23 protein-coding genes and 1 tRNA gene are annotated in these 19,433 nt (G+C 60.2%); 6 read left to right on the top strand and 18 right to left on the bottom strand.

The features are described from left to right. Nucleotides 1–10: 10 nt before the first annotated feature. Nucleotides 11–1,399 (bottom strand): DUF1329 domain-containing protein, encoded by a 1,389-nt coding sequence (locus AB6Q56_RS00335; protein WP_434515228.1) that lies wholly within the window; start codon nt 1,397–1,399, stop codon nt 11–13. 450 nt (nt 1,400–1,849) lie between these two features. On the opposite strand from AB6Q56_RS00335, the gene AB6Q56_RS00330 reads away from it, so the two are divergent. Then, nucleotides 1,850–2,062 carry a hypothetical protein gene (locus tag AB6Q56_RS00330; RefSeq protein WP_434515227.1) on the top strand — a complete coding sequence of 71 codons (213 nt, stop codon included), beginning with the start codon at nt 1,850–1,852 and terminating at the stop codon, nt 2,060–2,062. Nucleotides 2,063–2,082: 20 nt separating this feature from the next. Further along, nucleotides 2,083–2,436, top strand: coding sequence for a hypothetical protein (locus AB6Q56_RS00325; protein ID WP_434515226.1), 354 nt, complete (start codon nt 2,083–2,085; stop codon nt 2,434–2,436). 186 nt (nt 2,437–2,622) lie between these two features. On the opposite strand, the gene AB6Q56_RS00320 is transcribed toward AB6Q56_RS00325, so the two are convergent. The 14 genes from AB6Q56_RS00320 to hpaA form a co-directional block, all read right to left on the bottom strand. Beyond that, nucleotides 2,623–3,069, bottom strand: coding sequence for a c-type cytochrome (locus AB6Q56_RS00320; RefSeq protein ID WP_434515225.1), 447 nt, complete (start codon nt 3,067–3,069; stop codon nt 2,623–2,625). Between the two features lie 10 nt (nt 3,070–3,079). After that, complete coding sequence (locus tag AB6Q56_RS00315) at nt 3,080–3,526, bottom strand: c-type cytochrome (protein ID WP_434515224.1); 447 nt, start codon at nt 3,524–3,526, stop codon at nt 3,080–3,082. Further along, nucleotides 3,523–4,068, bottom strand: coding sequence for a methylamine dehydrogenase light chain (locus AB6Q56_RS00310; RefSeq protein ID WP_434515223.1), 546 nt, complete (start codon nt 4,066–4,068; stop codon nt 3,523–3,525). Before AB6Q56_RS00310 ends, AB6Q56_RS00315 begins: the two co-directional genes overlap by 4 nt. Nucleotides 4,069–4,071: 3 nt before the next feature. Continuing rightward, a complete protein-coding gene (mauD, locus tag AB6Q56_RS00305) occupies nt 4,072–4,692 on the bottom strand; it encodes a methylamine dehydrogenase accessory protein MauD (RefSeq protein ID WP_434515222.1) in 621 nt (206 codons plus the stop codon). Then, nucleotides 4,689–5,234, bottom strand: a complete 546-nt coding sequence (locus AB6Q56_RS00300) for a MauE/DoxX family redox-associated membrane protein (RefSeq protein WP_434515221.1) — start codon at nt 5,232–5,234, stop codon at nt 4,689–4,691. The genes mauD and AB6Q56_RS00300 overlap by 4 nt, the downstream gene beginning before the upstream one ends. Before the next feature lies 1 nt (nt 5,235). Next, a complete protein-coding gene (locus AB6Q56_RS00295; RefSeq protein ID WP_434515220.1) occupies nt 5,236–6,402 on the bottom strand; it encodes an amine dehydrogenase large subunit in 1,167 nt (388 codons plus the stop codon). A gap of 89 nt (nt 6,403–6,491) precedes the next feature. Next, on the bottom strand, nt 6,492–7,487 hold the full coding sequence (locus AB6Q56_RS00290; protein ID WP_434515219.1) for a helix-turn-helix domain-containing protein: 996 nt from the start codon (nt 7,485–7,487) through the stop codon (nt 6,492–6,494). A gap of 358 nt (nt 7,488–7,845) precedes the next feature. Beyond that, a complete protein-coding gene (locus tag AB6Q56_RS00285) occupies nt 7,846–8,901 on the bottom strand; it encodes an NADH:ubiquinone reductase (Na(+)-transporting) subunit F (RefSeq protein ID WP_434515218.1) in 1,056 nt (351 codons plus the stop codon). A 61-nt stretch (nt 8,902–8,962) separates the two neighbouring features. Further along, a complete protein-coding gene (locus AB6Q56_RS00280; protein ID WP_434515217.1) occupies nt 8,963–9,322 on the bottom strand; it encodes a phenol hydroxylase subunit P4 in 360 nt (119 codons plus the stop codon). 12 nt (nt 9,323–9,334) lie between these two features. After that, entirely contained in the window at nt 9,335–10,879 is a 1,545-nt protein-coding gene (locus AB6Q56_RS00275) for a YHS domain-containing protein (protein ID WP_434515216.1), read from the bottom strand. A 25-nt stretch (nt 10,880–10,904) separates the two neighbouring features. Next, nucleotides 10,905–11,174 carry an MmoB/DmpM family protein gene (locus tag AB6Q56_RS00270; RefSeq protein WP_150430686.1) on the bottom strand — a complete coding sequence of 90 codons (270 nt, stop codon included), beginning with the start codon at nt 11,172–11,174 and terminating at the stop codon, nt 10,905–10,907. Between the two features lie 10 nt (nt 11,175–11,184). After that, the gene (locus AB6Q56_RS00265) at nt 11,185–12,177 is read right to left on the bottom strand and encodes a phenol hydroxylase (RefSeq protein WP_434515215.1); all 993 of its coding nucleotides are present in this window, start codon (nt 12,175–12,177) and stop codon (nt 11,185–11,187) included. Nucleotides 12,178–12,234: 57 nt separating this feature from the next. Continuing rightward, entirely contained in the window at nt 12,235–12,501 is a 267-nt protein-coding gene (locus tag AB6Q56_RS00260) for a phenol hydroxylase subunit (RefSeq protein WP_434515214.1), read from the bottom strand. Between the two features lie 126 nt (nt 12,502–12,627). Next, nucleotides 12,628–13,542, bottom strand: a complete 915-nt coding sequence (hpaA, locus tag AB6Q56_RS00255; RefSeq protein ID WP_434515213.1) for a 4-hydroxyphenylacetate catabolism regulatory protein HpaA — start codon at nt 13,540–13,542, stop codon at nt 12,628–12,630. Nucleotides 13,543–13,691: 149 nt separating this feature from the next. On the opposite strand from hpaA, the gene hpaR reads away from it, so the two are divergent. Beyond that, nucleotides 13,692–14,177, top strand: coding sequence for a homoprotocatechuate degradation operon regulator HpaR (hpaR, locus tag AB6Q56_RS00250; RefSeq protein ID WP_434515212.1), 486 nt, complete (start codon nt 13,692–13,694; stop codon nt 14,175–14,177). Between the two features lie 130 nt (nt 14,178–14,307). Here the strand turns inward: hpaR and AB6Q56_RS00245 are convergent. Next, nucleotides 14,308–14,384 (bottom strand) — tRNA-Pro (locus AB6Q56_RS00245). Between the two features lie 17 nt (nt 14,385–14,401). Next, a complete protein-coding gene (ispB, locus tag AB6Q56_RS00240) occupies nt 14,402–15,331 on the bottom strand; it encodes an octaprenyl diphosphate synthase (RefSeq protein WP_434517103.1) in 930 nt (309 codons plus the stop codon). Nucleotides 15,332–15,508: 177 nt separating this feature from the next. Between ispB and AB6Q56_RS00235 the strand changes: the two genes are divergently transcribed. The 3 genes from AB6Q56_RS00235 to corA are packed head-to-tail and all read left to right on the top strand — an operon-like array spanning nt 15,509 to nt 18,437. Continuing rightward, nucleotides 15,509–16,612, top strand: coding sequence for an HD-GYP domain-containing protein (locus AB6Q56_RS00235; protein ID WP_434515211.1), 1,104 nt, complete (start codon nt 15,509–15,511; stop codon nt 16,610–16,612). After that, nucleotides 16,612–17,376, top strand: coding sequence for a tRNA cyclic N6-threonylcarbamoyladenosine(37) synthase TcdA (gene tcdA, locus AB6Q56_RS00230; protein WP_434515210.1), 765 nt, complete (start codon nt 16,612–16,614; stop codon nt 17,374–17,376). The genes AB6Q56_RS00235 and tcdA overlap by 1 nt, the downstream gene beginning before the upstream one ends. Next, a complete protein-coding gene (corA, locus tag AB6Q56_RS00225; protein WP_434515209.1) occupies nt 17,373–18,437 on the top strand; it encodes a magnesium/cobalt transporter CorA in 1,065 nt (354 codons plus the stop codon). The genes tcdA and corA overlap by 4 nt, the downstream gene beginning before the upstream one ends. Here the strand turns inward: corA and AB6Q56_RS00220 are convergent. After that, nucleotides 18,434–19,381 (bottom strand): MBL fold metallo-hydrolase, encoded by a 948-nt coding sequence (locus AB6Q56_RS00220; RefSeq protein WP_434517102.1) that lies wholly within the window; start codon nt 19,379–19,381, stop codon nt 18,434–18,436. The genes corA and AB6Q56_RS00220 overlap by 4 nt on opposite strands. Between the last annotated feature and the right edge of the window lie 52 nt (nt 19,382–19,433).

Here is a 19,433-nt window from a genome sequence, read left to right as displayed (position 1 = left end):
TTCCGGCTGATCAGCGCTCGCTGATGGCGCGCAGGTTGTCCGACGTATAGAAGCCTTCCTTCAGCTTGGGGTCGTTGGCCTCGACAAACCAGCGCATATCCTTGCCGCCGCCCAGCGAGCTCTGGTCGACCAGGTAGCGGTTGTCGATCAGGTTGTACTGGACGAAGGCCGGGTTGTCGCAGCTGCCCGTTTCATAGACCGGGATGACGAAGCCTTCGCGCAGCTTCCAAAGCTTGCCCTGGGCGTCGTAGTCCTCGGCGACGACGATGGCCCAGCTGTCCTCGTCGATATAGAAGGTGCGCTTCGGCGCAACGTGGCGGACACCGGCCTTGACGGTAGCCTCGACCACCCAGACGCGGTGCAACTCGTAACGGCGATGGGCGCTATCCACACCATTTTCCTTGGTCACATCGCTGAACTTGACGTTCGGGTCATACATGCCGAAGGCGTTGTAGCCGACGATCAGTTCCTTCTTGCCGACCAGCTTCCAGTCGAAACGCTCGATGGTGCCGTTGAACATGCGCGGCTCGTCCATCGTGTACTGGTTCTCGAAGCCAATCTGCGGTGCGTCGTAGGCGTAGGTCGGCATGCGACGGACGCGACGCTGCCCCGGGAAGTAGTAGAAAACCTCGTTGGTCTTGTCGGTGAACACGGTGATCGCCAGCGACTGGCCGGCCAGCGCGGTCGGCGACTTGTAGGCGAAGTAGGTGTAGTACTCGACCGGCGGCATGCTGGAGAACGCGGTCGAACCCTTCTTGCCCCATGGGAAGAAGTAAGTCTGCGTCGAGGTGGCGGCAATCCATTCGCTGGAGCCGGCACGCGGCGACAGCGCGGTGTACAGCGTCGGCCACTCGAAGCCGACGCCGGCGTACTTCATCTTGGTATTCCACATCACCTCGGTGCCGGTATGCGGCACCGGGAACGGCACGCCGGGAACGTTGGCTTCCTTCAAACTCCAGCCATCGGCGCCGATCTTCGCGGTGGTGACGTTCTTCCGGGTATTTTCGGCGACGAAATCGGGGTTGCCGCAGGTACGGCGGGACGGATAAACATCCATCTTGTAGCCCTTGTTCTGCTTGATCTGCTGAACCTGGCCCGGCGACAGTTGCGCCGCGTACTTGTCGACATTGCTCGCGTCGATCGAATACAGCGGTTTGTCGCCCTTGTGCTTCCAGGCATCGGCGCGGCTCTTGCCGTAGCTCCAGCCGGAGGCCTGCGGTTCGTTACCGCCCCACGCCGGGATGGAACCGTCCTTGTTGGCTCCCTTCTCGGCACCGACCGGGGTCAGCTCCTTGCCGAGCTTGGCGGCATCGGCGTCGGTCGCTGCATGGACAGACAACGACGCGGAAAAAATGGTGGCGAGGATCGCTGCGGCCCCGGCCTTCTTGAACATGATCATTTCAACCTCCTGTGTGGTGAACAGCGCCAACCCCTCCGGCCGGCCGCAACCAATGTCACTGGTTGGAGGCAGTGTAGAAATCGCTCCCCTTTGCCCGTTATCAAAAATCGGCAACTTTTTTGACCCACATCAGATCACGTTCAGGAAATCGCAGCACGCGCCAAGAAGGAAGCGGCCATCCGACAGTTGATGGTCGGTACGAAGAAGAGATAAGCAGGAAAGCTGTTCGTCGAAATCGGATCAGGGACCGCTCGCGCCCTGATCGGCCGCGAGATTCCCGACGGAACCCAAAGCACCGCCGGGCCGTGCCAGGCTAGCCCGACTGACCGCCATGCCGATCAGTGGCCAGATGCTGTTTGATCCAAAACCATGCCTCACCGCGCAGTATTGATATGGCGGCCAGCACGGGATAGTCTCGGCGTAAATCAAAATCTCGCAGGAGACTTGATCGTGCCCGAAGACATTGAAGAATCATCGGTTAGAAGCATGACGGTCAACGAACGTCTGTTCCACTTTGGCCTGTTCGAGCCCTTCGATGCCGCCGCAAGGGCGCGGGATGTTCCTCTCCTAACGCAAGTACTGCTGCAGGCAAAGCTTTCGAAAAAACAGGCATTACAGACCGCCGAGGCGATAGTGGCCGCTCCCAAGCGCTATGGCTTCTGAACAACGGCAGGCTCTTCAAAATGGACAGTAACTTCTTCTACGACAATCTTGATTCCGTTGGGGACGAGCCCGTTCTCGTCGAGGCGACCATTTCTTTACTCGCTACGGACCAAGGTGGGAAAGAGCGGCCAATTGCGCATCATTACCGCCCAAACCATAACTTTGGCGGCCCAGACAATAGAAACATGTTCATCGGCCAAGTGGAGCTTGAAGATGGCGAGCTTCTTTATCCAGGCCAAACAAAAAATCTCATGGTCAGGTTTCTGAATGTACGTGGCCTACGAGAACATCTCGCCATCGGTACAGAATTGCGCATTCAAGAAGGTATGCACCTTGTCGGTTTTGGAGTCGTTAAATGTGTTCGTGAAACCTGAGCATCCAATGCACTGGGGCTTTGGCCAGCTACGCTGGACATCGTCCGGTTATTGTCAGCATTCCAGAATGCAAGCTTTTCCAAATCTTCACGACCACTAGCGCTTCAATCGCATATTACAGATGACTGCTGAAAGCGGGAGGCGACTACCGCCGTTAGCGGAAAGTTCGGCCTACTCGGGCAGGGATCAGCGAACCACCCCGACCTGATTGACTTCAAGTTGCTTGACCAGCCGCACCCGCATACCCGGGATATCCTGCGGCACGCTGGCCCGGTAGGCCTTCACATCCTCGGCGGTGTAGGGTTTGAAGTCGGCCGGGATACTGTTGCGCCCGATATTAACCATCACCCAGTTCAGCAGTTCGGCCGTTTCGCCGTCGCCGAGCGGCGTATTCAGCGTGCCCGGCACCTGCGACAGGTATGCCCTCCCCTCCGGCACGCGCAGGAAATGCCCAACCTCGTCGCGCATGCTGGGGATGCCGTTTTCCGGCGATCCTGAGCCATCGGCCTGATGGCAGCCCATGCAGTACAGACGGTAGTTCTTCTTGGCGGCATCGGCCATGGCCTCGCCGGACAGCAAGCCACTCAGGCCGGCGAGCAGGAGGAGGCTGCGGGTGACGAAAGCGAAGCGCATGGCGTTTTCCTTACTGGGACGCAGCGCGCCAGGCGCGCAGTTCCTTGGCCGTCGGCTTCTTGGCGCGGGCGGCGGCCAGTTCGTCGGCCTCGATGGGCTTGAAGTCGGCCGGTAGTTCGGCGGCGTTGAAGGTGGTCAGCACGTGGTTGAGCACGGCGGCCAGTTCGGCATCCGAGAACTGCTGCCAGTTCGGCATGATGCCTTCGTACATGACGCCCTTCGATTCCATCTTGCCGGCCAGCCCGGCAATGACGATACCGGGCAGGTACTTGCGCCCTTCGGGCACCGCCATGCGCTTGCCCAGCGTACCGGCCAGCGGCGGCGCCAGGCCGAGGGCACCGGCCCCGTCCGGCTGGTGGCAGGCGGCGCAGTTGGCGTCGTAGACCGCCTTGCCGTCCGCGGCGCCGGCAACTCCGGCGGCCAGCGCCAGGATCAGGCTGGAAAGCAAACGCTTCATGACTGCCCCTCTTCGAGGCCGACGATGATCGACACCGTGCAGTGGTAGTGGCTGCTCTGGTTGGCCATGCACCAGTTGATGTCGTTGTGCACGCCCATCCGGTAGCCCGGCCGTTCGCGGATATTGGTGTTGCAGAAGCAGCGGCCGCAGGCCGTCTTGCCGCAGCAGTCGTTGTAGCTGACCAGGTAGTCGCGCCCGTCGGCCGGGTTGCGGCAGGTGCCGACCCAGGACACGGCGGAAGGCGTGCTGCCCGGCGGGCAGGTGGTCATCGTGCCGCCGCAGCAGGAGCAGAGGAAGCCATCCACGCTGCAGTAGCGCCAGTAATCGCAATCGGTCTCGGTCGGCTCACGCTTTTTGGGCGCGCCGCCGTGGCCGCCGGCGGCATGGGCGTTGGTACGGTCGAAGGGCAGGACCGGCAGGGCGAAAGCACCGGCCACCAACAGCTTGCTGACGCCGACCAGGAAGCCGCGCCGGCCGGTATTGCTGGCCACCGCACGCGTCCGGCGTTCGGTGAAGCGGTCGAGTAGTTTGAGGAAGTCCATGGCTCAGGCCTTTTCCGGATGGGCTTCGGCAGCGAGCAGCTGACGATCGATATGCTCCTGCACCGAGGCGATGCCGCTTTCGTAGGCCGTCATCAGGCTTTCAACCTGCTCGCGGGAATTGACCAGGCCCTTGGCGCGGACAAAGCCATTGGCGTCGAGCAGTACGCAGTAGGGCAGCTTGGAAATCTTGTAGGCCATGCCCAGCGGCTGCGAGAGCACGTAGGGGAAGTCGCCGAGCTGGTGCTTCTCACGGAAAGTCGCATGTTCGGGTCGGTCGCCGTCGGAGGCCAGCACCACGTTGAGCCAGCGGTTTTCACGCTGCTGGACGGAACGGATGATGGGCAGCAGCTTCTTGCACACCGGGCAGGTCGGCGATACGAAGAAGAGCAGCGTGCTCTTGGCGGTGGCCGTGCCGATGGTCAGCCCCTTGCCTTCCCAGGTGGTGACTTCGACCGGCGGCGCCTGTTCGCCGACCTTGGGGCCGTGATCCATCATCAACGCCCCCATCGGCGCGACGCGTTCGTAGAGGATGCCGATCTGGCGGGACAGGGCGAGAACGCAGATGCCGAGGGCCACAACGACGACCCACAGGGCGATTACGGACAGGGCGAGCGGATCCATCATGATTGCAACTCCTTCAAAAGCGGTTGATTGGCGAGCAGCTGGTTGGCGCTGGCATAGACGACCAGCAAGGCCAGGATGGCGCCCGCCACACTGAAATAATCGAGTGCGCCGAGGCTGCGCGGCAGCTCGTCGGCAGCGGCCAGGACAAGAGCCGCACAGAGGAACAGATTGCGCACGACCAGGCCCCACGAGATGCGCTGGCCGCCGCTGCCGCAGCCGCACTCGATGCGCCCGGTGTCGCGCAGCAGCTTGATCGCCACGCCGCCAGTGGCCACGACCATGACGGCGAGGCCGAGCAGCACGCCGAGCGGGCGCGTGGCGTCGAGGATCAGCGCCAGGCCGGCGAGCAGTTCAGCCACCGGAAAGAGGCGGGCGAAGCGCACGGCTGAACCGCCGCTGAGCAGCCCGTAGTTCTCCACGGCGTAGCGGAACAGTTCCAGGTCGCGCAGTTTGCCCAGCGCGCCGGTGATCAGGATGATGCCCATGGCCGCCGCGGCAGCATGGACGACGACCGGATCGAACAGGAAATTGGTCGCTCCCATGTCAGCGCACCTCCATGAACAGCGAGGTTTCACCGACGCCGCTCATCGTCCTGGCAACCGGATAGCCCTTGGCGATCTTGCGGGCGACGATCTCGCCCTTCTCTACGTTCAGCGAATAGAGCAGCGGTTCCGCCCCCTGGCTGGCGGCCAGCGAAATAGCGCCATTCGATGGAATGCGCGCCACCCGCTTCTGGCTGGCGACATCGAAGGCCCAGATTTCCTTGGAGGGATTCTTGTGCGACCCTTCTTCGCCCTTGTCGTGCATGTTCACGTAGAGCGTGCCGCTGGCCCGGTGCATCGCGGTCACCGCCATGCCGCCAGGGCGCCAGTTGGCCTTGCGGTCGCGGGCATCGAGCAGCGACCGGGGTGCGGCAAAGGTCGGCTTGTCGCCGCCCAGGGTCACCTTGTACAGGTTGCCGTAATAGGAAACGAAGTAGCGGTCCTCGCCGAGCATTTCCGGATGCACGTAGATCGGGTCCTTGTCCGGATCGAAGAAGCGCTGGCTGCGTTCGCGGCCAGCCGGCTGGCCGGCTTCGTCCAGCGTCACGGTCATCAGGGTGCCGTCGCCGCAGATGGTCGAGAAGCGATATCCCTTGTCCCATCCCTGAATCGACCAGCAGCCCGGCGTCGGAATCTCGGCTACGAACTTCTTGCTGTGCAGGTCGACCACGGTCACCGATGTGGCCGGCGTTGCGTTCTGCACGTAGAGGAAACGCCCATCAGCGCTTGGCACCAGCATGCCGCGATAAGAGGCGGCTTGCGCCTTCTTGGGCGGGATGTCGATCTCGGCCTTCAGTTCCAGCGTTTCGGCATCGTGGATTTCGACGACGTCGCTGCGCTGGCCGCGATACAGACGCGGGTAGTAGGTTGTCGCCACGTAGATGGATTTGCCGTCCGCCGACACCGTGGTCAACGCACCATAGCCGGCCATCACGACGCCGAGATAGCGCGCCGCCTTGCCATCCAGCACATGCACGCGGCCATCGACCATGTGGTTGAAGACAAAATCGGTGACGTACAGCCGGTTACCGTCCGGTGCGGCCGCCCGCTCGATACGGATTTCCTCTTCCGGCAGTGGAGGCGGCCGGTCCTTGCCAGCCTGTGCCGTGGCCGCCGCCAGGCAGAGCGGCAGCGCTAGCAGCGCCAGCCGCGATGAGATGTTTTGCATTGTGTGACCTCGTTCGACGCGTTAGGGAGCGTGAGGTCAGTATCCGGCGGGACCCTTTCGGGGCTGTATCAAGAATTGGAAAAAGTGGCTTACGAAATGTGGACGCAGGGCGTCTGCGACGGCAGTTCGCCGAACAGCTTGCGGTAGTCCTGGGCCAGTTGGGACAGGTGCCAAAAGCCCCAGCGGGCAGCTACGTCGCCGATCGATTCGCGCTGCGGCTCGCGCACTTTCAGGGCACGGCGGAAGGCATTGAGACGGATGGCCTTGAGGTAGTGTTGTGGTGAGATGCCGAACACTTCCTGCGTGGCATTCTGAAGCGTGCGCCGGGTAACACCTATTTCATCGCAGATATTGACGATGCTGAGTGCCGACTCCGGGGATGCATCAAGCAAGGATCGGAAACGACGTACGATGCGCTCGCGATTCGGGCACACCGCATGCGTTTCCGGCCCGCGCGACGTACGCAGCAATTCGATCAGGATGCTGTAGAACTCCTCCTCCAACTGGCGAAGGTTGCTCGGAATCATCATGTGATCGGCAGCGCTCTTCCCACACTCATAAACCCGACGCAGGAAATCCGTCAGTTGCGAGGTGTTGGATGGCCCGATGGTCTTGCAGGAGCGGCGCAACTCCTGCTCCAGCTCGAGATGGTCAAACCCGGGATCATCCAGGTTTCGCGCCAGGTCGCTGGGCGAAAAAACGGCGGCGATCAAATCAAAAATCTCCGGTGTGCGAATCTCGAACTCCGTCCCCGGCTCGAGAAGCGCAGCCGTATGCGTGGCCATGAGTTCGCCGCAATGAAAACCGCTGCCGCCGGTAGTCATCAGCGCTCCAATGGCAAATACGCCCTCCGGCGTACACCCTTTTTGCAGGATGACCCGATTGCTCGTTTCACGGATCAGCGTAAAGGATGGAAACGACATTTCCTCAAGCGAGCCGCAGAAACGTCCGCCCGAAAGCTGGTCGTAGCGCTGATCCCAGCTTTGATAGATCAAGGCACCGGCCTGCGCATCGACATCGGCGTTCTCCGTCAGGCGACACGCAAGCCGGCCATGACCGACGACAGATTCGAGCAGCTGGTTCATCACGACTCTCCGTTCAAGGTAGCCGAAGGGGCTGGCCTTCATTGCTAATATGTTAGTATAAAATCTGCAATAGTCAATTTGTTTACTAAAACGTAATTTCCTGACCACTCCCTGACCGGCTTGAATATGCAAATCAAATACACTTGCAGCTGGACGCTACTTTGCAGACGGCAACACGGCAGCGTATTGATTTTTAAGGATTACAAAATCGGAGCGCGGCAAAATACGGGGGCTTGACGTACAAAAACGACGCACAGGCCAAGCTGCCCCCTGTTTTGTCTCGGGGGGCGCGCAGGCAATTCGATTAAAAAAAGACCGCGACGAGCGCGGCCTTAAAGAGGGGATGCAGAGGAAAAGGTTACACCCGCTTGAACAGCGGGCTGCGCACCTGTTGGGCATCGGCGGCCGAGAAAAATTTCTCGGTATAGATGTCGCGCTCGAACAGGCGGCCCTGCATCAGAGTCGTGATACAGGCTTCGATCATCACCGGCGGGCCGCACAGGTAGGCCTTGTTGCCGCGAAAATCGTTGTCGAAATGGGCTTTGGCGGCTTCGTGCACGAAACCGCGGAACCCGGTCCAGCCGCTGTCGGCCGGCTCGTCGTTGAGGGCTGGCACATAGGTGAAATTGGCGTGCTTGGCGGCCAGCTCGACGAATTCCTGGTGGTAGTACAGCTCGCCTTGGTTGCGCGCGCCGTAAACCAGTGTGATCGGCAGGTCGCTCCCCTGCTCCAGCAGATCGAGGACCATCGAGCGCGGGCTGGACAAGCCGGAACCGCCGGCCATGAACAAGGACGGCACGTTGGCCGACTTATGCACAAAGAAGCGGCCGTAGGGGCCGGAAACAGTGATCTTGTCGCCGACCTTCAGTTCGTTATGGATCCAGGTCGTGCCGGCACCACCGGGAACGATACGGATATTCAGTTCGATTTCGTCGCCGGTCGAAGGACTGTTGGCCAGTGAGAAGGCACGATGCCCCATGTCGTTGGGCAGGTTGAAATTGACGTACTGGCCGGCCTGGAAATCGAGCGCCTCGTCGAGTTTGAGCCAGATGCCCTTGATGGTCGGCGTCAGGTTTTCGATGCGGCTGACCGTACCGTGGAAATCCTTGACCGGGATGTCACGGGCGTCCTCGTCGATTTCCATCTCGACTTCGATGACGGTATCGGCTTCCAACGTCGCGCAGCAGGCCAGTGCCTTGCCCTCTTCACGCTCGTAGTCCATCAGCGCGAAGCTGGAAGCGTTCTGGTGATCGACTTCGCCGTCGGTGATACACACCTTGCAGGTGGCGCAATAGCCTTGCCCGCAGGCGTGTGGCAGGTAGATACCGGCGCGCAGGGCGGCGTCGAGGATGGTCTGGCCGTCTTCGACTTCAATGCTGCGGCCAAGCGGCTCGATGGTCAGTTCGTAGCTCATGTTCTTGTCTCTCTGCGGGTTTTGGCGGGGCTACCGCGTCCGGCGCGGTGCCCCGTTGGTTTTAGTAGCCGGTGCCGGCGATGCCGTCCAGACCCGGCGTCCGGAAGCGGATCAGGTCTTTGTGGCCGATGCCGTTTTCGGCCAGGGTCTTGTTGCGATCCGGCGTGAAGGGTGTGTTGCCGTTCTGCCAGATGGCCTTGTCCCAGTCGATATGCTGCCAGTCCGGGTGGTAGCTGAAGCAGGCGGCCATTTCGTCCACCACGGCGGAGAAAAGCGTTTCCGGCTTCATGGCCAGCACGAAGGGACGCGAGAACATGCGGTGGCGCTCCCAATTCACGTACAGCAGCTGGCGGCCCTTGTAATTCTCGACCGCATCGCGCGACTTGAACTCGTACGGAGCGAGGGTTTTCAACATGGTCATAGCTGTCTCCTTTTAGTTTTTCGTGGCCTGCTCGCGCCAGGCGGCGAAGTTCTTCTGGTCTTCGGAGCCATTGAAGTCGCCGAGCGCACGCTTGTCGAGCTTCCAGTAGTCGAGAATCTGCTTGCCGGGCTGGAAGTCCGGTGCATTGACGTCGACGCCTTCCGGCTCGCAATTGCCCTGCAGCACCTGGTGCGAGGAAATGAAGGTCTGGATGTACTTCTCCGGCTCGTTGTCGAAGATTTCCTTGCAGTGGTCGGAGCAGGTGTGGAACTTCTCGCCCTTGTAGATCGACTCGCGGAAGCACATTTCCATCGGGTCGCCCGGCTCGTTGAACTTCATGGTGCTGACGCAGACCTGGCAGTTCATCGGCGCCGTCTTGTTGTCGAAGCGGTTGCCGGCCTTTTCCTGGGCATCGAAGAATTCCAGCACCGGGCGGTAGTACTTGTCGAAGGTGTTGGGATATTTCTCGGACAGCCAGTCCATTTCGTCCGGGGTCGGAATCCAGGTGTGGAACGGCGTGGCGCCCGGCTTCATGTAGAAACCGATCCACGACTGGTGCGACACGTGTTCCTTCTCCTCGATGGTCTGCCCGAAGCACTTCGGAATGGTGATGCCGTAGCGGGCCAAATCCTTGAACAGGGCACCACCGTTTTCCTCGACGTACATTTCCCAGGCTTCCTTGAAACTCATGATGCGCTTAGGCAGCATGTAGTCCATCATCATGCCGACGGCAGCCAGCTTGCGGGTGCCGCGCCAGGTCCATTTGTCGATCCAGCGCTGGACGATGGGCAGGTTGTCCGGGTCCTGCTCAAGCATGAACTTGATGCACTCGAGGCCCAGCGTCATGTGACGCGCTTCGTCGGATTGCGCCGAGAAGCCGACGGTCATCGCGGCCATGTCGCCGTTGTAGGCGGCGCCGGAGATGAACGGCACGAACAGGATGTTGGTCAGTACGTATTCGAAGGCGAAGCCGATGGCGACCATGAATTCGAACGGGCCGGCGGTGATCGCGTCGTCGAAGAAGGACTTGCCGTCCGACAGGTACCACATGCGGGACTGCTGATGGGCGAACTCGTCCATCCCGTTGTAGTACTTGTTGTAGTTCGAAATCGAGTGGATCTGCGTCTGGAAATGGCGGTACTCATCAACGGCCTGCATCTGGCAGGCGACGCGCGGACCGGCGCCGTTCATCTGGCGCCCCATCATCGAGAAGCCGCGGGCAGCCATCAGTTCCAGCGGCGGCGTCGAGCCGAGGAAGAGCTTCAAAACGTTGATGTAGCGGGCGTCGGTGACCGACAGATGGCCGTTGTTCTGGTTGAAACCGTCGAGGATGGCGTACAGCTTGCGCTCCTTTTCCGACTGGTACTTCCAGTAGGCGTCCATGGTCAGGCGGAAAGGGTCTTCCCACTTGTCCCAGTCGTGAATCTTGATGCCCTCGTAGGAGGTCTGCGGGAAAACGTCCTCCATTTTCTGGTAGGTCGTGTCCCAGGCCAGATCGCGGGTCATCAGGGAGTAGCGCTCCTTGAGGCCGAGCTTCTTGGTTGCTTTCATATCCATGGTGTTCTCTCCTTGCCAGCCGGAATCAGGAATTCCAGCTCAGGGTAAATTCGTCGTCGGTCTCGTCCAGGTTGCCGGAGATGGTGATCAGGTGCAGTTGCAGCTCCTGCAGGTCGAACGAGCGGCCCATCTTTTCCTCGACGGTTTCACGCTTGATGACCAGGCGGTTCGGCACGTCGATCTTCACCATTGACGGCTGGTCGTCGACCATGGCGTTCGGGTTGTCCTCGAGGATGGCCTCGACGATGCAGCGAGAGTCGTCGTTCTTCTGGAAGGCGATGAATGCGTTAGACATGCGATTTCCTTTACAGGGCGATGCCGGCCTTGGCGGCGCGAGCATTCAGGTTCTGGACCAGTTCGTCCATGATGGCGTCGGCTTCGGCACCGAAAGCCAGGGCGGCGACCGGCTTCAAGGCAACGACTGCGCGCTCGCGCCACTTCTTGATCCAGGCGGCGAGTTGTTCCTTGTTCGCCGGATTGTCGGCACCGGTGGCCTTGAGCACGGCATCCAGCCACTTCGTCGTTTCGCCGTACCATTCGCGCTGGAAGCGGGTCAGCATCGAGAACACCGGGCTGTAGGCGGCGTTCAGCTTCTCGTTGTAACGCTCGTAGATCAGCGGATAGAGCAGGCCTTCCAGCGCGAAGTCCTGGGCGACCAGCACTTCGAACCAGTCTTTCTCGACCATCAAGTCTTCGACATAGCGGCGCAGTTCCTGCCATTCGGCGCCTTCCAGCCAAGCGGTCTTGGCGGTGGCGAGCGCATCGAGATCATCGAAAGCCATGCCCAGGCGGGTCACGTACTGGGCGACGCCGAGCTGGTCCATCGAGGCATAGCAGGCTGCCTGCGACATGGCGATGCCGTAGCCGTAGGACGACACGTAGGCCTTGTTCAGATTGGACGCCCAGGCGACGTGGCGCAACGGCAGGAAGACCTTGAGCGCCTTTGCCTTACCATCGGCCGGGTAAGCGGCAGCCAAACCGAGTTCGTCGACCAGGTCGAAATCGCCTTCGGCCACTTCCTGCATCCGGCCGCGAGCCAAGGTCCAGGCACCGTAGTAGTACTGGCGCGGATCCTTCAGGGCGTACCAGTCCTTCATGGTGATCGCCGTGCGCGTCGTGTCGAAGATGTCGTACTGCGGCTCCCAGGTCGGGCGATAGTGGTAGTTCTCGACCGGCTGCAAGTCCATCGTCGCTTCGATGTAGCGCGAGGCCGGCTTGTCGGCCCCCATGCGGCGGGCCAGGTGGCCGAAGGTCTGGCGCAGCGGCGTGATGCTCACTGTCCTCAAATCGATTGCCATGCTTGTCTCCTTTTAATCCCCAGTCGGTGCGCTTGGCCGCACCGGAAAGCCAAATACTTAGCGAAAACGCTGGTGCGTCGCCTGATGCAGGTTCCAGTTGAAATCGGCGTCGGAGGCATTGGCGTCGGTCGGCTCGGGCTTGGCATCGGTCAATACTTCGACCTGATTGGCCTTGCAGAATTCGTCGAATGCCGCCTTGGGCATGACCAGTTCGGCCGCCACATCGGGATCGCCGACGGCAAATTCGAATTCGATCAGCCCGTTGGGCAGGGTGCGCATGACGCGCACGAACTTGCGCGTGATGTCGAACTTGCCTTCCGCCATGTCTCGCTCCTCATTCCTCGACTGCCTTGCAGCAGTTCTCTGATGAGGCACATTAAAGCTTTTGCTAAGATATTAATGAATGGACGTTTGGGGAAATGACTTGTACTTTTCGTAAGTACCAAATACTCAGACTTGGCCTTCACGCCGAAACTGGCTGGGCGGCATGCCCGTGCGCTTGGTGAAAAACCGGGAGAAATAGGCCGGATCGGCAAAACCGAGCTGGTAGCAGATTTCGGTGATCGGCACCGCCGAATAGCGCAGCAGGCGACGCGCCTCCTGCAGCAGGCGCTCATGCACCACTTCCTTGGACGGCCGCTCGGCCATGCGTCGGCAAATGTCATTGAGCCGCGCCTCGGTCACCGAGAGGCGGCCAGCATATTCGGTCAAAGTCAGGTGGTCGCGGAAATGGGCTTCGACCAGGTCGCAGAAATTCAGGAAGATGCGCAAGTCCTCGCTGCGCTCCGGGCGTTGTGCCGACACCGGCTCATGCGCCACCAGCAGGCGGCTCAGATGGATGAAGGCGCACTGCCCGAGGGCCTGCAACAAGACCAGGTGCCCCTTGGCATCCCGGGTAAATTCCTGCTGCAACAAGTTGACGGATGCCAACAGCCCGTCAAAGTCGGCAGCAAATTCAGAAGGCAATCCAGACATTTCGACGAAGGCTGGCTGGCGCAACAAAGCCTCCGGCCATTGCCCGGGCATCGCCATGAACCAGGCGCGCACGACCTCCTGGCGCACGGTCAGCACATGGCCGTCGGTATCCTCCTCGGAATAAAAGGAATGCGGAATGGTCGGCGGCGTAAAAATCACCAGCGGCGCCTGGCCAAAGTAGACCTCGCCGTCGAGATTGAGACGGATACTGCCGCGCACCAGAAGATGCACCTGAAAAAAGCAGTAATGGCGATGCGGTGGCGTGTTGCGGCCGAAGAAGTCAGCCAAGCGGCCGAAGGTCTCGTAGTGGATTTCGCACTCCGGGTCGCGCTGGTCGTAGACCCGCCCGATATGGATGTCCGGAATTGCCTGAACCGACGTTGCCGTCATGAGTAGCCTCAGCTCCCACCAAGAAGAATGTCAGCTTACCTCATGGCAAGCCGGAATATTGCACACACGGCATTCTCTAACATATTAGCCATGTAGCTGCTATGATCTGGGCTATCCATATGCATCCGCACGACTCCGAAATTTCCGCCATGTCCCGCAAACTCGCCTACCGCAACCTTCCCCAGCTGTTCCTGCGCGCCCGGGAAGAACTGCTCTGCCATTTCCGCCCGATCATCACTCATTTCGGCCTGACCGAGCAGCAATGGCGCATCCTGCGCGCCATCGGCGAATACGACCAGTTGGAGCCGCGCGAGATCTGCGAGATCTGCCAGATTCTCAGCCCCAGCCTGACCGGCGTGCTGTCGCGTATGGAAGACATCGGACTGGTGACGCGGACGCGCATGGAAGAAGACCAGCGTCGGGTAATCGTCCGCATGACACCCAAGGCTGAAAAGCTCGTGGCCGAACTCGGTCCACTGATCGTCGAGCAATACAAGGTGATCGAACAGGCTTTCGGGCCGGAATTGATCCTGGAGCTCTATGAGGTCATGGACAAAGTCATCGCCGCCGAGCGCGGCCCGATTCCGCAAATCAAGCTGCCGCCGCGCAAGAACTGGCTTACCGACGAAACCTGAGACCATACAATCGACGAGCCGCCGACAGAGTCAGATCCCGCGCATCCCGACGTACGCGGGGATGCAGAAACACTTTTTGCGCCGCACAAACCAAAAGCCCCTGTAATCGGTCGATTACAGGGGCTTGAATTGGTCGGAGTGACAGGATTCGAACATGCGACCCCTGCGTCCCGAACGCAGTGCTCTACCAGGCTGAGCTACACTCCGAGGTTCGTTGCAACTGGCTAGTGATTCCGCTCAACTGCAAAGAGCGGCAATTGTAGCAGAGCTTTTTTGTACTGTGAATCCCCCAGGCACTGAATTGCTGATCTGGCCAATTCGGCTTCCTGCAAGGCGCGGGCTCGCGCGTGCTCCAGAGCACCGCTATGACGGATCGCCTCGAGCACCAGCGGGAAGTCGTCGCGGCCGCCTTCCTCGATGGCCTTGCGCACGCAAGCGGCCTGTTCAGGCGTGCCGTGCTGCATGACATAGATCAGCGGCAAGGTCGGCTTGCCTTCGGCCAGATCGTCACCGAGATGCTTTCCGGTATCGGCTTCCTGCCCGGAATAATCGAGCACGTCATCGATCAGTTGAAAGGCGGTTCCCAGATGCATGCCATATACCGCCAACGACTTTTCGACCTCCGGAGTAGCCTGTCCGAGAATGGCACCAAGTTGCGCAGCCGCTTCGAACAACTTGGCCGTCTTGTAATGGATGACCTGCATGTAGCGCGCTTCGTCGACGTTGGCATCGTGGCAGTTCATCAACTGCAGCACTTCGCCCTCGGCAATGATGTTGGTGGCGTTCGACAACACCTGCATTACGCGCATGTTGTCGACAGCAACCATCATCTGAAAAGCACGGGAATAGAGGAAGTCGCCAACCAGTACACTGGCTGCATTGCCAAACATCGAATTCGCAGTATCGCGGCCACGGCGCAGCGCCGACTCGTCGACTACATCGTCGTGCAGCAAGGTGGCGGTATGGATGAACTCGACGACCGCCGCCATCTCGTGATGCCGCTCGCCCTCGTACCCCATGGCGCCGGCGGCCAGCAGCACCAGCGCCGGCCGCATGCGCTTGCCGCCACTGCCAATGATGTATTCGGCGACCTGCCGGACCAGAGCCACATCGGAATAGAGGCGATCGCGGATAACCGCGTCGACGGCCTTCATGTCAGGCCCGATCAGGGCATAAAGCTGTTCCAGATTCACGGCAGGTAATTCCTTGAAGAAGCGCGGAATCTTAGGGTTCTGGCGGGGCCCAGTCAAGGTCGGTAAATCAAGGACGCGCTCTGTTTCGACGCCACTTTGCTAAACTCTTGCGATTAGATCAAAACAGGCGGAGGGGGCATGGACATGAGTTCGATCATCACACCAGTGATTCAGGATCGAGAACTGTTCGAGGAGTTCGCTGATGCACTGACCGACCGTGCACCAGAAATCGAACGCGATGTCGCCCGTCTGCGCAAGACCCCCCATGATCGCGACATTACGGCGGATCTGTTCCGGGCCGTTCATAACATCAAGGGCGATGCCGCCCTCTGCAAGTTCGAACTCGGGGTCGCCATAGCGCACCCCATCGAAACCATGATGGCGCGCTTCCGGGAAGGGGAGATTCCCTTCTCCGACCTGCTGGCAGAACTGATCCTGCTCGCGGTTGACCGGCTGGAACTGGCCACCGACTCCCTGATCTTGCATAAGCCGCTGGATAACCTGCGCCTGCCGATTCTGGTTCAGGGACTGGAAGAGGTCGCGCAAGAAATTGCCGGACAAATCGATGCGAGCAGCGCCGACCTGATCGAGGCAGTCACCGGTTTTCCGCCCGTATTGCCCGACATCTCCAGCCGCGCCCCAAGAAGCTCGGCGCCCAAGGACGAACAAAAGAATGCCAGTGCCGACCTGCAGTTTTTCCGCTCGCTGGCGCTGCAATTCGAAAGCCGTTCGCCGCTGTTCAAGGGACGGACAATGCGCATCCTTCGCCTGGCGCTGGAAACCAACAAGGCAGCCCACAATATCGTCGACCCGCTGCAACTGGAAGCAGCGGTCTACCTGCACGACGTCGGGATGATGCTGTTGCCGGAATCGATCTGGCTCAAGATGGGAAAAATGTCGCCAGAAGACAAGATCGCCCTGCGCAACCACCCCGGCTTCGCCGCCGGCCTGTTGCTGCGCATGCCGGGCTGGGAAGCGGCCGCCAACATGGTCGCCCAGCACCACGAAATGCCCGATGGTGGCGGCTATCCGAACAATCTATCCAGCACCGACATCTGCCCGGGCGCCAAGATTCTCGCCATCGTCGATGCCTTCGAAGCCGTCATGCTCAAGCATATCCACCGGGGCAAGAACCGCTCCGTTCTGCGTGCAATCGCCGAAATCAACGCCTGCGACAACCAGTTTGCGCCGGAATGGATTGCCCCGTTCAACGCCGTCATTCGCAAGACAATAGAATCCTGATGAGTATTGACCGCGAACGTCGCTTTGGGGGCGTAGCCCGTCTCTACGGCCCGGATGGTGCCGAGGCGCTGCGTCAGGCCCACGTCTGCGTCGTCGGCATCGGCGGCGTCGGCTCCTGGGCTGCGGAAGCGCTCGCCCGCACAGGCATCGGCCGGATTACGCTGATCGACCTCGACATGGTTGCCGAATCTAATACCAACCGCCAGATACACGCTTTGGGCGATATCTACGGCAAGGCCAAAGTGGATGCCATGGCCGAGCGGATTCGTGCCATCAATCCGGAATGCGAGGTGTGTTGCGTCGAGGAGTTCGTTGCACCGGACAATGTGGCAAGCATGCTGGATCGCGGCTTTACCGCCGTCATCGATGCCATCGACCAGGTCCGCGCCAAAGTGGCGATGATCGCCTTTTGCCGTCGCCACAAGCTGCCCATCGTCGTGGCCGGTGCGGCAGGCGGGCAAATCGATCCGACCCGGATCGGCGTGGCAGACCTTAGCCAGACTGTGCAGGACCCGCTGCTGGCAAAAGTACGCTCCAGCCTGCGCCGCGACCACGGCTTCACGCGCGACACAGGGAAAAAATTCGGGGTTTCGGCCGTCTTTTCGACCGAGCCTCTCCGTTACCCGGGAAGCGGCGCGACCTGCGATAGCGACCGCGGCCCGGCTGGTCTCAACTGCGCCGGCTTCGGCTCATCTGTATGCATTACCTCAGTTTTCGGGATGACCGCAGCGGCCCAGGTCATCAACCTGATCGCAAAAGCATGAACAAACCCCGCAAACTGCGCTCGCGCAAGGCTGGACTCCCGCCGGGAACATTGGTGCATATCGGCGAGAAAAAAACCCGCCACGCCGCCTTCTCATTCATCGACTTCGATGAACAAGGTTTGCGCGAAGACAATCTCCACGACGCATCCGCCCTGTCCCAGCAGCCCCGCCTGCATGCGACGCGCTGGGCCAACGTGTACGGCGCCAGCGCACCATCGGATCTGGCGGCCATTGGAACGGCCTTCGGCCTGCATCCGCTGGTTCAGGAAGACATCCTCAATACGGCCCAGCGGCAAAAACTAGACAGCTACGAGGATTACCTCTATCTGGTTCTTCATCGCTATGAGTTGAAGGCAGACTCGCTCGAACTGGCCCAGGACCAGATCAGTCTGGTCATCGGCCGTGATTACGTGCTGACGTTCCAGGAACGCCCGTCGCAAACCTTCGAACCCATCCGCCTGCGCCTGCGTAGCGGACAGGGCGTCCTGCGCAAGGGCGGCGTTGATATGCTGGCCTATTCATTGATCGATACCGTGGTCGACAGTTACTTCGGCGTAATCGAACAATTGAACGAATACGCAGAGAGCCTCGAAGACAAGATTCTCGGACACCCCGGTCCGGCCACCCTGGAAGGCATACATCAACTGAAGCGCTGTGTCTCCCAACTCCGGCGCAACCTGCATCCGCTCAGGGAAGTACTGGGCACCCTGCATCGCGACGCGGGGGATTTCTTTCGGGCCGACATCCAGTTATACATCCGCGACGTCTACGATCACACCGTACACATCCTCGAATCACTGGAAGATCTCCGAGATCTGGCTACCGGCCTGCTGGACGTCTACCTGTCCACCGTCAGCCATCGCGTTAACCTCGAAGTTCGCACACTAACCGTCGTCGCAACGATCTTCATGCCGGCTACCTTGATCGCTGGCATTTTCGGCATGAACTTCAAGGTGATGCCCTGGCTCGAGGCTCCCAATGGATTTTTCTACGCCCTGGGGCTGATGGGGCTGATCGCCACCATCATGCTCCTGCTGTTCTGGCGGCGACGCTACGTTTAGGGTTTGCGGCTGTCGAGCCAGACACACAAGCCTTGTGCGTTCAGCTCGAGATCGGTCGCCCAGATATCGAGCAGTGTCGCCTCCGGCAATTGGCAGCCATGCTTGCGGATTTCGGCAAGCAAATAGTCAGTCATGGTCTGCTTGATCCGCTGGTGACGCAATGCACCCGCGTCCCTCTCAGCTTCGGCCAGTGCAACCAGCGTATCGAGATGCCGCAGCAGCGCTGCCCCTTGGGCTTGGACGGATGGCACCCGGCTATAATGGGTTAGATACATTGCTTCCGGTTGTAGCGCCAGCAAGCGATTGATTGAGGCACGCATTTCCTCGGGCTCGAATTGCGTTGGCGTTGTGGTCGGAAAAATGAATTGCCGACCATCGACATCCAGCTCCCGGTAGGACAGTCCGAACATGTCTCCGGTAAATACGGCCCCGGCCTTTTTATCGACAACACAGATATGGTGGCGGGCATGCCCGGGGGTATCCAGACATAGGAGTTCGCGACCATTTAGCGAAACGACATGACCGTCCGGCGCCTCAATGATGCGATCGGCTGGAATCGGCAGGATATTCCCATAGACACGTGCCACGTATTCCGCGCCATAGACGGCGGTAACCCCAGCGACCAGCTTGGATGGCTCGGCCATGTGCCGCGCACCGCGCGGATGCACCACGAGTCGGGCGTTCGGAAAAGCCTGCATCAAGCTTCCTGCGCCACCAGCGTGATCGAGATGGATATGCGTCAGAATCACATAATCGACGGCTGAAACATCCAAACCCAGCTTGCCAAGCGCTGCCAATGCATTGGGCAAAGCGTCGTTGCTGCCTGTATCGATGAACGCAACCCTTCCCCCTTCGACAACCATGTGGATGGCGGCCAGAATCGGGCGCACGTAACCGGCATCGAATGCCACGATCCCGTTGCCGTAGTCTCTCCAGTCAAACATCACCATACCTCTCCGTATTGTTGGCACGCATTATACTTGCTGCCTCCCAACG

The sequence above is a fragment of the Dechloromonas sp. ARDL1 genome (assembly GCF_051122455.1).
Lineage (GTDB): Bacteria > Pseudomonadota > Gammaproteobacteria > Burkholderiales > Rhodocyclaceae > Azonexus.
This window is presented reverse-complemented; position numbering and strand designations above follow the sequence as displayed.